This is a genomic window from Spirillospora sp. NPDC048911, from assembly GCF_043198015.1.
In the GTDB taxonomy this organism is placed as follows: Bacteria; Actinomycetota; Actinomycetes; order Streptosporangiales; family Streptosporangiaceae; genus Spirillospora.
In genome coordinates, this window is the sequence record NZ_JBICUD010000001.1 from 355,138 (window position 1) to 370,028 (window position 14,891).

General features: G+C 71.7%; 13 protein-coding genes. 9 read left to right on the forward strand and 4 right to left on the reverse strand.

The genetic code is table 11. The annotated features are described in order from the left end of the window. Positions 1-76 precede the first annotated feature (76 nt). Positions 77-1,540, forward strand: a complete 1,464-nt coding sequence (locus ACGFNU_RS01645) for a CHAD domain-containing protein (protein ID WP_392589291.1) — start codon at positions 77-79, stop codon at positions 1,538-1,540. On the opposite strand, the gene ACGFNU_RS01650 is transcribed toward ACGFNU_RS01645, so the two are convergent. Continuing rightward, entirely contained in the window at positions 1,430-4,714 is a 3,285-nt protein-coding gene (locus ACGFNU_RS01650; protein ID WP_392589292.1) for a BTAD domain-containing putative transcriptional regulator, read from the reverse strand. The genes ACGFNU_RS01645 and ACGFNU_RS01650 overlap by 111 nt on opposite strands. A 110-nt stretch (positions 4,715-4,824) precedes the next feature. Here ACGFNU_RS01650 and ACGFNU_RS01655 point away from each other — a divergent pair, with 110 nt between their 5' ends. Beyond that, complete coding sequence (locus ACGFNU_RS01655) at positions 4,825-5,409, forward strand: NADPH-dependent FMN reductase (RefSeq protein WP_392589293.1); 585 nt, start codon at positions 4,825-4,827, stop codon at positions 5,407-5,409. Between the two features lie 48 nt (positions 5,410-5,457). After that, entirely contained in the window at positions 5,458-6,009 is a 552-nt protein-coding gene (locus ACGFNU_RS01660; RefSeq protein WP_392589294.1) for a hypothetical protein, read from the forward strand. A gap of 43 nt (positions 6,010-6,052) precedes the next feature. On the opposite strand, the gene ACGFNU_RS01665 is transcribed toward ACGFNU_RS01660, so the two are convergent. After that, entirely contained in the window at positions 6,053-6,976 is a 924-nt protein-coding gene (locus tag ACGFNU_RS01665; protein ID WP_392589295.1) for an NUDIX domain-containing protein, read from the reverse strand. Further along, on the reverse strand, positions 6,963-9,053 hold the full coding sequence (locus tag ACGFNU_RS01670; protein WP_392589296.1) for an RNA degradosome polyphosphate kinase: 2,091 nt from the start codon (positions 9,051-9,053) through the stop codon (positions 6,963-6,965). The genes ACGFNU_RS01665 and ACGFNU_RS01670 overlap by 14 nt, the downstream gene beginning before the upstream one ends. A gap of 358 nt (positions 9,054-9,411) precedes the next feature. On the opposite strand from ACGFNU_RS01670, the gene ACGFNU_RS01675 reads away from it, so the two are divergent. The 5 genes from ACGFNU_RS01675 (at position 9,412) to ACGFNU_RS01695 (ending at position 13,534) form a co-directional block, all read left to right on the forward strand. Further along, a complete protein-coding gene (locus ACGFNU_RS01675; protein WP_392589297.1) occupies positions 9,412-9,816 on the forward strand; it encodes a phage holin family protein in 405 nt (134 codons plus the stop codon). After that, positions 9,803-10,192 (forward strand): DUF3618 domain-containing protein, encoded by a 390-nt coding sequence (locus ACGFNU_RS01680; RefSeq protein ID WP_392589298.1) that lies wholly within the window; start codon positions 9,803-9,805, stop codon positions 10,190-10,192. The genes ACGFNU_RS01675 and ACGFNU_RS01680 overlap by 14 nt, the downstream gene beginning before the upstream one ends. 261 nt (positions 10,193-10,453) lie before the next feature. Continuing rightward, positions 10,454-11,782, forward strand: coding sequence for a pentapeptide repeat-containing protein (locus ACGFNU_RS01685; RefSeq protein ID WP_392589299.1), 1,329 nt, complete (start codon positions 10,454-10,456; stop codon positions 11,780-11,782). Beyond that, positions 11,779-12,183, forward strand: a complete 405-nt coding sequence (locus ACGFNU_RS01690; RefSeq protein WP_392589300.1) for a gamma-glutamylcyclotransferase family protein — start codon at positions 11,779-11,781, stop codon at positions 12,181-12,183. Before ACGFNU_RS01685 ends, ACGFNU_RS01690 begins: the two co-directional genes overlap by 4 nt. A 121-nt stretch (positions 12,184-12,304) precedes the next feature. Then, on the forward strand, positions 12,305-13,534 hold the full coding sequence (locus ACGFNU_RS01695) for a PucR family transcriptional regulator (RefSeq protein WP_392589301.1): 1,230 nt from the start codon (positions 12,305-12,307) through the stop codon (positions 13,532-13,534). Between the two features lie 10 nt (positions 13,535-13,544). Here ACGFNU_RS01695 and ACGFNU_RS01700 read toward each other — a convergent pair whose 3' ends face one another. Beyond that, positions 13,545-14,375 (reverse strand): NAD(P)H-binding protein, encoded by an 831-nt coding sequence (locus ACGFNU_RS01700; RefSeq protein ID WP_392589302.1) that lies wholly within the window; start codon positions 14,373-14,375, stop codon positions 13,545-13,547. Between the two features lie 169 nt (positions 14,376-14,544). Between ACGFNU_RS01700 and ACGFNU_RS01705 the strand changes: the two genes are divergently transcribed. Next, entirely contained in the window at positions 14,545-14,850 is a 306-nt protein-coding gene (locus ACGFNU_RS01705) for a hypothetical protein (RefSeq protein WP_392589303.1), read from the forward strand. Positions 14,851-14,891 lie beyond the last annotated feature (41 nt).

Consider the following 14,891-nt stretch of genomic DNA (forward strand, 5'->3'; position numbering starts at 1 on the left):
TAGTAGGCGATCTCTACTTCTGCTGTTCACTTCATCGTGGAATGCTGGCCACCTGGGCGTGAAGGAGCCGCAAAGCATGGCCGTGAACCACCTTGAGGTCGAACGCAAATACGACGCCGAGCCGGACTTCGCCGTCCCCGACCTCACCGGGCTTCCCGGTGTCACGGGGATCGGCGCGCCGGAGACCCATCATCTGATCGCGACCTACTTCGACACCGACGACCTGCGCCTCGCGGCGCACGGCATCACGCTCCGGCGCAGGCGCGGCGGCGAGGACGCCGGCTGGCATCTGAAGATCCCGGCGGGCCCGGACAGCAAGAACGAGCTGCGCGCTCCCTTGGGGCGGGCGCAGATCGTCCCGGCCAGGCTGGCCTCCCTGGTCGCCGCCTACACACGCGGCGGCCGGCTGGCGCCGGTCGCCACGCTGGAGACGTCGCGGACCGTGGTCCGGCTGCTCGGCGAGAACGGCGGGGCCCTCGCGGAGATCGCGGACGACGCGGTGATCGGGAAGGTGACGGACGGCGCCGGCGACCAGCGCTGGCGGGAGATCGAGGTCGAACTGGTCGACGGCGGCGGCGACCTGCTGAAGGCCGCGGGCAAACGGCTGATCAAGGCCGGTGCGCGCAAGGCCGAGTCGTCGTCCAAGCTCGGCCGCGTCCTGAACGGGGCCATCGAACGGCCCGTACCGGCGAAGCCCAGGGGCACCGCCGGAGACGCGGTGGTCGGCTACATCCGCGGCCAGATCGAGGTGGTGCTGAAGTACGACCCCAGGGCACGCCTGGCCGAGGACGACGCGGTGCACCAGATGCGTGTGGCGACGCGCCGGATCCGGAGCGCGTTGCAGAGTTACCGGGCGGTCCTCGACCGCGAGCGCACCGATCCGCTCAGGGCGGAGCTCAAGTGGCTGGCGGACGCGCTGGGCGAGGTGCGCGACCTCGAAGTCCTCCGGATGCGGTTCACCGGGCGGCTGGAAGAGATCGGCGAGAGCACGTCGCAGAGCTGGCTGGCGGAGATCTGGCGCCAGGAGACGGCGGCCTACCGGCGGCTGAACGTCACGCTGAAGCAGCCCCGGTACTTCGCCCTCCTCGACGCGCTGGACGCGCTGGCCGCAGATCCCCCGCTGACCGATCGGGCGGGGCGCGAGGCCGGGAAGGAGCTGCCCCGGCTGGTCACCCGCGCCTGGAAGAAGCTCGCCAAGGCGTACGACGAGATCGACGGCGCGGACGAGCCCGACATCGCGCGGCACGAGACGCGCAAGGCGGGGAAGCGGGCCCGGTACGCGGCGGATCTGGCCAGGCCCGTCCTCGGCAAGCCGGCCAAGAAGACCTCCAAGCGCGCCAAAAAGGTGCAGGAGGTGCTCGGCGGCTACCAGGACGGTGTCATCGCCATGGAACACCTCAAGACCGCGCTCAAACGCACGAGCGACGCGTCAGAGATCTTCATCCTCGGCGTGCTCTATGGCATCGAGCGGAGCGAGGCGAAGGCCACCATCAGCACTCTCGCGGAGACCTGGGACAACACCTCCCCGCCGTCCTTCTAGAACGGATGCGATCGCCTTGGTGATGCGGTCGACGTCGCCGCGTTCGGCCGGTGGCAATGGCGCGCCGACCGACTCGCGCAGGGCGGCCGCTTCTTCCAGGAGCGCGGCGGCGTCATCCGGACGGCCCGCCAGGGCCTCGGCTCCGGCGAGGCCTTCCAGCGCGAGCGCCACCGCCCGCGGATCGCCGTTGTCCCTCGCCACGTCGAGAGCTTCCTGGTGCAGTGAACGCGCCGCGTCGGCGTCACCGCGCAGCTCGGCGACGAAACCCAGCTCGGCGAGGGCGAGTGTGATGCCCGGCGCGTAGCTCACCTGGCGTTCCCACTCCAGCGCCTGGCGCATGTACGACTCGGCGGCGTCGAGGCGGCCGGCGCGGCGCGAGGCGAGCGCCAGGCCGGTGAGCGCGAACGCCTCGCCGGGCTTGTAGCCGTGGTCGGCGGCGAGGCCGCGGCCGCGCTCGTGCAGCCGTTCGGACTCCGCGTGGTCCCCCGCCAGCAGGGCGAGCCTGCCCAGGCCGGAGGTCAGCAGGGACACCTGCAGCCAGAGCCCCAGTTCCTCGGCCTGCCGCAACCCGTCCCGGACGAGGCCGGCCGCGCGCGCGTGGTCGCCGGTGATCTCGGCGTGCTTGCCGAGCAGCTCGATCGCGCGGACCTGTCCCCAGCGTTCGCCGAGCTCGCGGAAGAGCGCCAGGCTCTCGGTCCCGGCACGGTCGAGGCCCGCGATGTCTCCGCTCACCAGCGCGAGGTTGGCGGTGGTGGCGAGCGCGGCCGCCTCACCCCACCGGTCGCCCAGACGGCGGAAGACCGGAAGCGCCCGGCCGGCCAGCAGCGCGCTGGTGGAGACCTCGCCCGCGCCCAGCAGCACTTCGCTCAGAATCCACTCGGCCGTTGCCCGGATGCCAGGGTCGGAGATCCGGTCGAACGAGCCGGGTACCGCCCGGATCGGCTCGACGGCGCCCGAGCCTCGCCGGCCCAGCAGGTCCAGCCCCGTCCGCCAAGCCTCAGCGAGCGCCTGTCCGGCGGTGTCCTCGGTTCTCAGGGACAACGCCCGCTCCAGCGCGCGCCGCCCCTCCCCGATGCGGCCTCGCACGAACCAGTACCAGGCCAGCGCGTTCACCAGGCGCAGCGCGACATCCGCGTGACCGACGCGCACGGCCTCGTCCAGCGCGCCGCGCAGGTTGGCGTGTTCCGCGTCCAGCCGCTGGAGCCATCGCCGCTGCTCAGGGCCTCGCAATCGCGGGTCCGCCCGCTCGGCCAGCGCGGTGTAGTAGTGAACGTGACGGAGCTTGACGCGGTCGCTCTCACCCGCTTCGGCCAGGCGCTCCAGCGCGTAGGCGGAGACCGATTCCAGCAGCCGGTAGCGCGGGCCGCCCGGACCTCCGTCCGACATGACGACCATCGAACGATCCACCAGGCGGGCCAGCGGTTCGAGGACGTCCTCATCGCCGCACACCGCTTCGGCGGCCTCCAGCGTGCAGCCCTCCAGATGCACGGCGAGCCGCCGCAGCACCGCCCGCTCCGGCTCGGACAGCAGCTCCCAGCTCCAGTCGATCATCGCGCGCAACGTCTGCTGCCGGGCCGGCCCGCCGCGCCGCCGTCCGGCGGCCAGCACCCGGAACCGGTCGTCCAGCCGTTCGGCGAGCCCGTGCACGCCCAGGGTCCGCACGCGCGTGGCCGCCAGCTCCAGAGCCAGCGGGATGCCGTCCAGCCGCCGGCAGATCGCCGCGATCGCCCGCGCGTTGCCGCCGTCGAGCTCGAAGCCCGGCGACGCCGAGGCCGCCCGCGCCGCGAACAGCCGTACGGCGCTGAAGCGCAGGAGCGCCGCGGGTTCGGTCTCGGCCGGGGAATGGGGCAGTTCCAGCGGCGGTACGGCCCGCACCGCCTCACCGGCCAGCCCGAGCGGCTCCTGGCTCGTGGCGAGGATCCGGACGCCGGGCGCGGCCCGCAGCAGCAGCTCGCTCAGCCGCGCGACCGCGTCGATCACGTGCTCGCAGTTGTCCAGGACGAGCAGCAGAGCCCGATCGCGCAACGCCTCGGCGAGCCGTCCCGAAGGCTCGATCGGACGGCTGGCCTGCGGGAGTCCGGGAGCGGCGTCGTCCCGGACGCCGAGGGCGGCGGCGACCGCCTCGGCCACGTCGTCCGTCGACGGCGACGACCCGTCGAGACCGGCCAGCTCCACGACCCACACGCCGTCGGGCTGCCCGTCCACCAGCCGACCGGCGGTCTCCAGGGCCAGCCGTGTCTTCCCGACGCCGCCGGGCCCGGTCAGCGTCACCAGCCGGCCGGCCTCCAGCAGAGCCGCCACCTCCGCCACCGCCTCGTCACGTCCGACGAGCTCGCTGAACGAAGCCGGGAGGTTGGTGCGAGGTCCAGGCGAGGAGATGGGCTCCGTCGCCGGGACGGCGGTCGGGGGAGGGGCCGGGGCGTTCAGGTCAGGACGTTGTTCGAGGATCGCCTGGCGGAGGGCCGCGATGTCGGGCCCTGGATCGAGCCCGAGCTCGTCACGCAGACGATCCCGCAGCTCCGCGTACGTCTCCAGGGCCTCGCTCTGCCGCCCCGCGCCGTAGAGGGCCCGCATGTACGCGGCCCGGAGCCGTTCACGCGATGGATGGCGATTCACGAGATCACCGAGCTCCGCGGCGACGGCACCGTGCTCGCCGCCGATCGCCAGCCGTGCCTCGGCCCGTTCCTCCTCGGCGGTGAGCCGCTGCTCTTCCAGGGACGCGACCCCGACCCGCACGAACTCCTCATCGGCCAGATCGGCGAGCGCCGCGCCCCGCCACATCGCCAGCGCGCCGGCGAGCAGGTCCACCTTCCGCCGGAGATCCGGCTCCGCACGCGCGCGGGTCAGGAGCGCCGTGAACCGCGCGGCGTCCACCGCGTCCTCGTCCACCCGCAGCAGATAGCCGGCCGCCTCGGAGACGACCAGCTTCCGGCCTCCGGGTTCGGCGTCCTCCAGCGCCTTGCGCAGCTGCGACACCTTGACCTGCAACGCCCCGGCCGGGTTGCGCGGCGGCTCGGCCCCCCACAGGTCGTCGATGAGCCGGTCCGGCGACACGGCCCGCCCGTTCTGGAGGAGCAGATCGGCGAGCAGCGCCCGGACCTTCGCCCCGGGCACGGCGACCGGCTGGCCCGCCGCCGTCCACACCGCCAGCGGCCCGAGCACCCCGAATCGCATGGCGCCACGATAACGGCCGCCCCGCGGCCTTGATCGAAAGCGGTCCGTAAGAAGGCGGTAAGCGGCCTCCCGCACTCTCTGAGTCACCGGAAGAGTGAAGGAGGAACACGATGTCCGAGCCCCGCCCCCCGCGCACGGCGATCATCATCGGCAGCACCCGTGAGGGCCGCTTCGCCCTCACGGTGGCCGGCTGGTTCGCGGCCCTGGCCGCCCGCCGCGCCGATCTGGAACTCGACGTCATCGACCTGGCCGAGACCCGGCTCCCGGACACGCTCGGCGAGCTCGACGGGACCGAGCCCGCCGCCGTCCGGGCGCTCGCGCCGCGCCTCGCCGCCGCGGACGCCTTCGTGGTGGTGACGCCCGAGTACAACCACAGCTTCCCGGCGCCGCTCAAGACCGCCATCGACTGGTACGTGGACGAGTGGAAGGCCAAGCCGGTCGACTTCGTCTCCTACGGCGGCGCGTCCGGCGGCCTGCGCGCGGTGGAACAGCTCCGGCAGGTCTTCGCGGAGCTGCAGGCCGTCACGATCCGGGAGACGGTCAGCTTCCACTCGTGCTGGAACAGGTTCGACGACCGCGGGCGGCCCATCGACGCCGCGGGCGCCGCGGCCGCCGCCGGCGGCCTGCTCGACCAGCTCACCTGGTGGGCCCGCGCACTGCGCGCGGCCCGCGCCGAACTCCTCCAAGCAGCCTGATCCCGTAGTGCCCCCCTCTGATCCCGCAATGACCTTGAGGAGCTTGCGATGACCTCCGCCTCCGTTCAGCCACCCCTCTGGACCAAGCCGCTCGCCCGCAGATGGCCTGGCCTCGCCCTGGCCCGGCCCACCATGATGATCGCCCTGCTGCTCGGCGCGGGCGGCGGCGCCCTGCTGGGCGCCGGGATGCTGGCGGACGGCTCGTACTGGACCGTGCTCGCCGGGATCCTGGTCTACGGCCTCGGCATGGGCACCATCTTCCCGACCATGTTCGGCGCCGCCGGGACCGGTGTCGCGGCCGGGGAACAGGGCACGGCGGGCGGCATGGCCAACACCGCCCTGCAGATCGGCACGAGCGCGGGCCTGGCCGTGCTCGTCGGGGTCGCCAACTCGGGCCTGGGCGATCTGACCGGCGAGGCGCTCCGCGTCGCGACCGCGGGCGGGCTGCGCACAGCGGTCTACATCGCCGCCGGATTCACGCTGCTGGGCCTGCTGGGCGCGCTGGCACTGCCCAGGCTCCGGACCGCGCCGGTCGCGCCGGTCGACCCGGCCACGCCTGCCGCCCCGGCGGACAACGCGATCAACGGAGCAGCCGTCTGACGAATCACGGACTCGTCCGGAGCCCGCCGTCCTTTTAGCGGCGCTAGGAGTCGCCGGCGGTGGGGGCGTGGCGTTCCAGGGCGGCGATGCCGGGCTCGCCCGCGGTGATGTGCGCGACCCAGAAGGATCCCTTGCGCAGGCTCGGATCGTCGGGGACCTTCTCGCCCAGGCGCTTGCAGAGCCCGGTGACGAGATCGGAGACGACCTCGCCGTGCGTTGACACGATCACCGGAGCACCGTCGGTCACCAGCTCGAAGAGCCGGTCGCAGGCCTCCCCGGCGCTGGTGGCGCCGACCGTGAAGGCGTCGTCGGTGACGATCCGCACGGCCTCGCGCCGGACGTAGGGCAGGAGCGTCTCCAGGCACCGCGCGGTCGCGGAGCTGATCGGGCGAGCCGGCCCGTACGACCGCAGCAGCCCCGCCAGCAGGGACGCCTCGGCGCGGCCGAGCTCGTCCAGGGGACGCAGCTCGTCGGGCCCCTCCCACTCGCGTTTCTCCCCCGCCGAACCATGCCGCAGGATCACCAGCGGCCACGTGTCCGGCGGGCCCGCCTCGAACTCCCGCAGCAGATCGACATCGTGCGAGTAGCTGAGCCGTTCGTAGGCGTCGGCGATCGGCAGCCACTCCAGCCGGTCGGTCTCGCCGTTGGGCACGAACGCCGAGGACGCCGCGGCACGCGCGGCCCAGTAGTCGACCCGCTTGGTCTTGCCGTCCTTGGGATACGAGCTGGTCGGCAGGCGGCGGCCGAGCCGCGGCACGACCCCCGTCTCCTCCTCCACCTCGCGCACGGCGGCGCGCAGCACGTGCTCGCCGCCCTTGAGCTTGCCCTTGGGGAACGACCAGTCGTCGTACTTGGGCCGGTGGACCAGCGCGACCTCGGGGCCGTCCGGGCCCTCACGCCACACCACGGCGCCCGCCGCGCGGATCACATCGTCCCTCCCGGTATCGGGCGGATCATGTTGAGGCATCCACGGTCCTCCACCGCCGGCTCTTCACCAGATGGCTCTGGATGTCCATGAGCGGCTCCCCGGTCATCGCCGCCCGCCGCGTCCACGTGCCGTCGCCGTCCAGCCACCACGCCTGGGTGCCGTCGTCCATGGCGCGGTCGAGCAGCCCGACGAGCTCGGTCCGCTGCGTGCGTTCGGTCACCCTGACCAGGGCCTCCACACGCCGGTCGAGGTTGCGGTGCATGAGGTCGGCGCTGCCGAACCACACCTCCGGCTCGCCGCCGTTCTCGAACGCGAACACCCGCGAGTGCTCCAGGAAGCGCCCGAGGACGCTGCGGACGCGGATGGTCTCCGAGAGGCCCTCGACACCCGGCCGCAGCGCGCAGATGCCGCGCACCCAGATGTCGACCGGGACGCCGGCCTGGGAGGCGTGGTAGAGCGCGTCGATGACGACCTCGTCGACGAGCGAGTTGCACTTCACCCGTACCCGGGCCGGCCGCCCGGCCCGGTGGTTCTCGATCTCCCGTTCGACGCGCAGGACGAGGCCGGAGCGCAGGTTGTGCGGCGCGACGAGCAGGCGGCCGTAGGAGTTCTGCCGCGAGTACCCGGTCAGGTGGTTGAACAGGACGCTGACGTCCTCGCCGATCTCGGGCTCGGCGGTGAGGAGGCCGAAGTCCTCGTACAGCCGGGCGGTCTTGGGGTGGTAGTTGCCGGTGCCGATGTGGCAGTAGCGACGCAGGGTGCCGTCCCGCTCCTGCCGCACGACGAGGGCGAGCTTGCAGTGCGTCTTCAGCCCGACGAACCCGTACACCACGTGGCAGCCGGCCTTCTCCAGCTCGCGCGCCCACGCGATGTTGGCGCGCTCGTCGAAGCGCGCCTTGAGCTCGACCACGACCACGACCTGCTTGCCCGCCTCGGCCGCGTTGATCAGCGCGTTGACGATCGGCGAGTCGCCGCTGGTGCGGTAGAGCGTCTGCTTGATCGCCAGGACGCGCGGGTCGGCCGCGGCGTCCTCGATGAAGCGCTGGACGGTCGTGGTGAACGAGTCGTACGGGTGGTGCAGGAGGATGTCGCGCTCACGGATCGCCGCGAAGATCCCGGCGTCCTCCGGGATCGCCTCCTTCGACGGGACGAAAGGGGGGTACTTCAGCTCGGGCCGGTCGAGGTCGGCGATCGCGGCCAGCCCGGCCAGGTCGAGGGGGCCGTCCACCTTGTAGACCTGGCCCTCGTCGACGGGAAGCTCCTCGGTGAGGAACTCCAGCACGGCGTCGGAGATCGAGTGTTCGACCTCCAGCCGGACGACCGGCCCGAAGCGGCGGCGCATCAGCTCGCGTTCGAGCGCCTGGAGGAGCCCCTCGCTGATGTCGTCGTCGATCTCCAGGTCCTGGTTGCGGGTGACGCGGAACGCGTGGTGCTCGACGACCTCCATGCCCACGAACAGCTGGTTCAGATGCGCCGCGATGACGTCCTCGAGCGGCGTGAAGCGGTCGGGCGAGGCCTCGATGAAGCGCGGCAGCACCGGCGGCACCTTGACCCGCGCGAACATCCTGGCCTCGGTCTCCGGGTCGCGCACTATCACCGCGAGGTTGAGCGAGAGGCCGGAGATGTAGGGGAACGGGTGGGCGGAGTCGACGACCAGCGGGGTCAGCACCGGGTAGATCCGGTCGCGGAACAGCCGGCGCAGCCGCTCCTGCTCGGTCTCGGCGAGGTCGGCCCACCGGAGGATCTCGATGCCCTCCTTCGAGAGCGCCGGGCACAGGTCGTCGCGGAAGGTCTCGGCGTGCCGGAGCGCCAGCTCATGGGCGACGGTGGCGGTGCGGCGCAGCACCTCGCGGGGCTGGCGGCCGCTGGCGGACTGGACCGCGAGCCCGGTCGCCATCCGGCGGGTCAGCCCGGCGACCCGCACCATGAAGAACTCGTCGAGATTGCTGGCGAAGATCGACAGGAAGCGCACCCGTTCGAGGAGCGGCAGCTCCGGGTCCTCGGCGAGCTCCAGGACACGTTGGTTGAAGCGGAGCCAGCTCTCCTCGCGATCCAAGAACCGGTCGTCGGGCAGTGACTCCTCATTGAGGGGGAAATGTCCTGGATTGACGCTCATGGTCTTAATGTTCCCTGGCCAAGATGAACAACAGTCGAACGGAGGTGTTTCGGCTATGTCAGATACATCGATCTACGTCAGACACCTCGATCATGCCCCCGGTTCCCGATGATCACTCGGGGATCGGGGCGCCGGACCCGCCGACGTCCGCCGTGCGGCCCGGTTCGCACCTCACGGCGCGCGTCACCTGCCCATTCTCCACTATTGGCCCATAAAACGCACTTCCCCTTTCGCCGCCCCGCCCGCCGCCCGCGCCTCGCCCGCGCATCGCCCCGCGCATCGTCCGACCGGAGTCGTCCGGCCTGTTAGGACGCCGGGTCAGCGGGTATCCGAACAGTCTGATCGAGGGGAAGAACCGATGAGCGACAAAACGGACGCGCCGACGTCGGAGCTCGTCAAGCAGCTGAGCGAGCAGAGTGCCCGGCTGGTCCGCGAAGAACTGCGCCTGGCCCAGCTCGAACTGCGCCAGAAGGGCAGCAGCGCGGCCAAGGGCGCCAAGATGTACGGCGGAGCCGGAATCACGGCCCTCTACGGCGGCGGTGCTCTCATCGCCGCGGTCATCGCGCTGCTGGCACTGGCCCTGCCCACCTGGGCGGCCGCGCTGATCGTGGCCGTCGTCCTGTTCGTCGTGGCGGCCGTGCTCGCGCAGCGGGGCAAGAAGGAGATGGCCCTGGCCACGCCGGCGAAACCGGAGCAGGCCGCCGAGAGCGTCCGGGCCGATGTCCAGGAGATCAAGAACAGGGGCCACCATGACCGACCGTGATCGAGAGCTCCAGGCGCAGCGGGAACGCACCGAGCAGGCCCGCAACGACCTGGGCGAGACGGTGGGCGAGCTCGCCTCGCGCGCGGACGTCAAGGCCCGGGCCCAGCAGAAGGCCGGCGAGCTGAAGGAGCGCGCCCGCGAGGTGACGCCCGACGCGGCCACGAAGGCGGTCGGCCAGGTGCGCAAGCGCCCGGCTCCCGCGGCCGGAGGCGCCGCCGCCGTGGCCGTCGCCCTGATCGTCGCCCGCCGCGTCCTGCGCGACCGCCGCGCCGCCCGCGACACGCGCACCGCCCGCGCCTCGCGCGCCGCCGCCAAGGCCAAGCCGAAGAACCTCGCCCGGACGTTCCGCAAGAAGAGCCCACTACGCAAGAAGTAGCCCGAGGCAGGCACCCGCAGGAGGGGCTCGTCAAGGGGAGGCGCGAAAGCCTTACCGCCAAGGGGACAAGGTGGTGACGGGGAGAGGTGCGCCGAGCACGCGGGGTACAAACACCCTGTGACACCACACAAGGCTGCCCGTCCGTCCCTCACCGCTGTCTCCTGGCCGCGATGCACGGCCGTGTACGGCTGTTCGGGCCGTGCCGTCGAGCGGTTCCGGGGGTGTGCGGCTCATCTGCGGGGGGAGGAGCTGGACCGGTTCGTGGCCACGTTGCGACCCGGGGCCGACCTGGACCTGCGCGGCTGCAGCTTGCCGGCCGGTGTGCTGGAGGGGCTGCTGGAGGCCATGACCGGTCCCGATGGACGCCCTCATCTGGGGCGCAGCCGCTTCGACGGCGCGTTCCTTCCGGCGGGGGTCTCGCTGCGGGGTGTGTGCTTCGAGGGTGACAGCTCGTTCGACGGAACGTGCTTCGCCGGGGGTGTCTCGTTCTACGACGCGCGGTTCCTGGGGAACGTCTCGTTCCGGGGCGTGCGGTTCGCCGGCAACGTGTCCTTCCACGAGGCGCGTTTCCAGCGGCACGCCTCGTTCGACGAGGCCGTGTTCGTCGGGGACGCGCTGTTCGGGGAGACCCGCTGGCACGCGGACGCCTCGTTCGGCCGGTCGGTCTTCTTCGAGGCGGCGGCGTTCGACCGGGTCCGGTTCGACCGGAACCTGGATCTGCGCGGGGCCTGTTTCGGCGGGGCCGTGTCACTGCGGCGCGTGCGGGTGGCACGCGCCGCGCGGTTCGACCGGGCACGGTTCCGGCACGCGGTGTGGCTGGGGCCCATGACCGTCGGCGGGCGCCTCGACCTCGGCGCGGCCGTCGCGCACTGCGGGCTGCACGTCCACGCCACCGCGCGCGAGGTGACGGCGCGGGGCGCGGCCGTACGGGGCGTCGCGGAGTTTCGCCTGCGCGAGGCGTCCCTGGACCTGGAAGGCTCGACGTTCGGAGGGCCGGTGACGGTCCGGTCGCTGGAGCATTCAGAGGTGCACGTGCTCTCGTTCCGGCGCGTGAAGGGACCTCGTCTGGACTTGGCCGACGTAGACCTGAGCAGGTGCCGCTTCCAGGGGACCCGCCTGGAGCAACTACGGCTGAACGGCCAGTGCACCTTCGCCATGAAGCGTGACCCCTGGTGGCACGACCCACGCTGGCACAGCCGTCCGCACGCGGTCTTGGCCGAGGATTACCTGGCCGACGGCACATCCGACATGGAGGACGTCTACCGGCAACTTGCACGGGCGACGAACGGCTGCCTGTCGCAGGACTTCCGCTACCGCGCGCTGGAGATCCAGCGCCGATCGGACCCCGACCACTGGCGCCGCGGACTGCTCCACTTGCTCTGGATCACCTGTGGATACGGGCTGCGGGCAGGACGCGCGGCCGCATGGCTCACCGTGGGCATGGCCATCCTCATAGGCGGCTTGGCATTCGCCAGGCATGGCCATCACATGACAACGGCCCATCCGCGAATCCATCGGCATTCTGAGCCGCCTGCCAGGCATGCTGGTGCGCCCAGGGCGTTCTTCGCCGCGTACGCTGCGAGGGCATGACCGCCGGACTCTTCGTTTACGGGACTCTGCGTTTCCCTGCCGTGCTGGACGTTCTCCTCGGCCGTGTCCCGGACCTCACCCCGGCGACCGCGATCGGCTGGCGCGTGCGTGCCCTGCCTGGCGTCGTCTATCCCGGCCTCGTCGCAGACCCGGAATCCGTGGCCGAGGGCCTGCTGATGACCGGATTGACCGCTGCGGAACAACGCCTGCTGGACGAATACGAGAGCGGCCTATACGAGCTCACGCCACTGCCTCTGGAGGACGGCCGGGAAGCGTGGGGATACGTCTGGAAAGACGCCACCGAACCGTACGACTGGGACCCGGAATATTTCGCCGAGCACGAACTGGACACCTATGCCAAGGACTGCAGGTCGTGGCGGCGAAACCAACCGGCCACATGACGTTTTTGTTAAAAGTGTGACAACGCGTGTTCCCCAAACTCGTCCATCAGCCACTTCTGACACCGGTTGTGTCGGTCAATCCTGGAACGCCAGAGGGCACCTGCGTTCCAGGGAGGTCTGCATGAGCAAGGCATCCGCGACGCTCATCCGCCAGCCGCTCACCGAGATCTCGGCGGACCTCGCCGAGCCGCTCCGTCCCCACCTCGAGGCCGCCGCCGAGGAGATGGTGCGGGAGATCAAGGCACTCGTTCCGGAGTACGCCCGGCCCACCGAGAGCCCGTACGGGCAGCGGATGCAGTGGGCCGTCACCGAGAGCGTCCGGCACTTCGTGGAGGCCTTCGGCAACAAGGACATCTCCTGGGCCACCGTGACCGACATCTTCGCGGGCATCGGCGCGTACGAGGCGCGGAAGGGACGCAGCCTGGACGGCCTGCAGAGCGCGATCAGGGTGAGCGGCCAGGTGGCCTGCCGCCGCTTCATCAAGGAGGCCCAGCGCCTGCACTGGTCGCTGCAGACGCTCGGCGAGATCACCGAGTCGCTGTTCGTGTTCCTGGAGAAGATCGCCGGGGCGGCCGCCCGTGGCTACGCGGAGGCGCAGGAACTGCTGGCCACCGAGCGCGAACGCTTCCGCTGGCGGCTGCGCGACCTGCTCGTCGTCGACCCGCCCGCCAGCCGCGAAGCCATCATCGACCTGGCCCGTCCGGCGCGCTGGGATCCCCCGCGGACGCTGGCCGTCATCGCCGTCCGGCCGCCGGAGACGCACACCGCCCCCGTCCTGCCGCCGGCGGTCCTCGCCGATTGGCACGGTCCGAGCCCGTACCTGATCGTGCCCGACCCCGACGGCCCCGGCCAGGACCGGCTGATCGCCTCCCTCGTCCGCGGCTGCCAGGCGGCCGTGGGGCCGACCGTCCCGATCACGCGTGGCGCCCTGTCGTTTCGCTGGGCGAGCCAGGCGCTGCGGCTCATCGAACGCGGAGTGGTGCCGGCGGGCGAGCCGGTCCGCTGCCTGGACCACGTTCCCACCCTGGTCACGGCGATGAGCCAGGAGCTGATCGACGTCGCGCTCCGGACCCGCCTCGCGCCCCTGATGGAGCTCCCGCGGCACCGGCGCGAGCCGCTCGCCCGGACGTTGCTGACCTACATGGAGTGCCACGACAACGCGGTCGCGGCGGCCGAACGGCTCCTGGTGCACGAGCAGACCGTCCGCTACCGGATCCGGCGCCTGGAGGAGATGTTCGGCGACGCGCTCTACGACCCTGACCGCAGGGTCGAACTCCTCCTCCTGCTCCACACCTGGATCCGGGTCCACTCGCCCCAGGAGGCGGCCGCCGCGCCGGCCGAGTCCGCCTGATGACCGGCGGTCAGCGGAAGGCGTCGGCGTGGGCGGTCGCCCACTGCCGGAAGGTGCGCGGCTCGTTGCCCGTGACCTCGCGGACGGTCGGCAGGACGTGCGACTCGTCGAGCTTGCCGTCGGCGTAGAAGCCGAAGAAGGCGTCCACGTACTCGACCGGCATGGCCCCGAGCATGTCCTCCCGCGCCTCCGCGTCCGGCTGCCCCTCGAAGCGCAGCTCCCGGCCCAGCACCTCGCCGAGGACGCGGACGCGCTCGGCGGGCAGCAGCGGGGCCGGGCCGGTCGGGTTGTAGACGTTGCCCTCGTGGCCGTCGCCGACGAGCGCCTCGGCCGCCACCGCCGCGATGTCGTACGGGTCGACCATCGCGACCCGTACGTTCGGGAAGGGCGCCCGCACCACGTCACCGCCCGCGCGGAGCTGCGGGGCCCATTGCAGGGTGTTGGACATGAAGCCGCTGGGACGCAGGAACGTCCACGGCACACCGGACTCCCGCACGGCCCGTTCGGACTCGGCCATGTAGCGGGAGATGACGTTCTTGGTGTCGGAGGCCAGCACCGCGCCGCCCGAGAGCAGCACGACCCGTCCCACCCCGGCGCGGTCGATCTCCGCCAGCAGTCCCGGCATGTCCGCGTATCCGCTCAGCAGGAAGACGCCCTCGACCCCCTTGAGCGCGCCCGCGAGCGTCGACGGATGGTTGAGGTCCCCGCCGGCCGGCTCGGCACCGGCCGGCAGCTCGCTCCCCGGATCCCGCACGAGCGCCCTGACCGCCACGCCCGTCTCGGCCAGCCGCCGCACCAACTCCCCGCCGACGTTCCCGGTCGCACCCGACACCAAGATCACAAGGATGTCCCTCCCTCGGAACCACGATCATCCCGAAGGTTCCACAGACCCCGGTCCGGGTCGAGCCTTTTGATCATCTTTTCGACACTGGGCACTCTTCCCGCAGTTAAGACGCCGTTCAGACCTCTCGCGGGCTCAAATGTCAGACCTTCGGGTAATGATCCGTGGTATGAGCAGAGACTCCCATCCGGGGTTGCGGTGCCCGCATTGCCAAACGGCTCTCACGCTCGTCCCCGCCGCGGGGAGCCATCCGGCGACGACCGTCCCGTCCGGCACGCCTTTCGTGCTCGTCCGCGAAGAGTCACCGCCGCCCATCGCCGAGGTCCTGGCCCCTTATGCGGGCCGGGTCAAAGACTCCACCACCGCCTTGCGCGGCGCCGCGAAGGTCCGGGCCAGCCTCGACCGTGCCCGGCAAGCCGGATCGCAGCGGCGCTCAGCGCAAAAGGCGGCCCGCCAAACCTTCCGCAGCGCCTGACCCGAGCCCGCTGCGTCAGATCGCCGACGCGAATCCGCGGA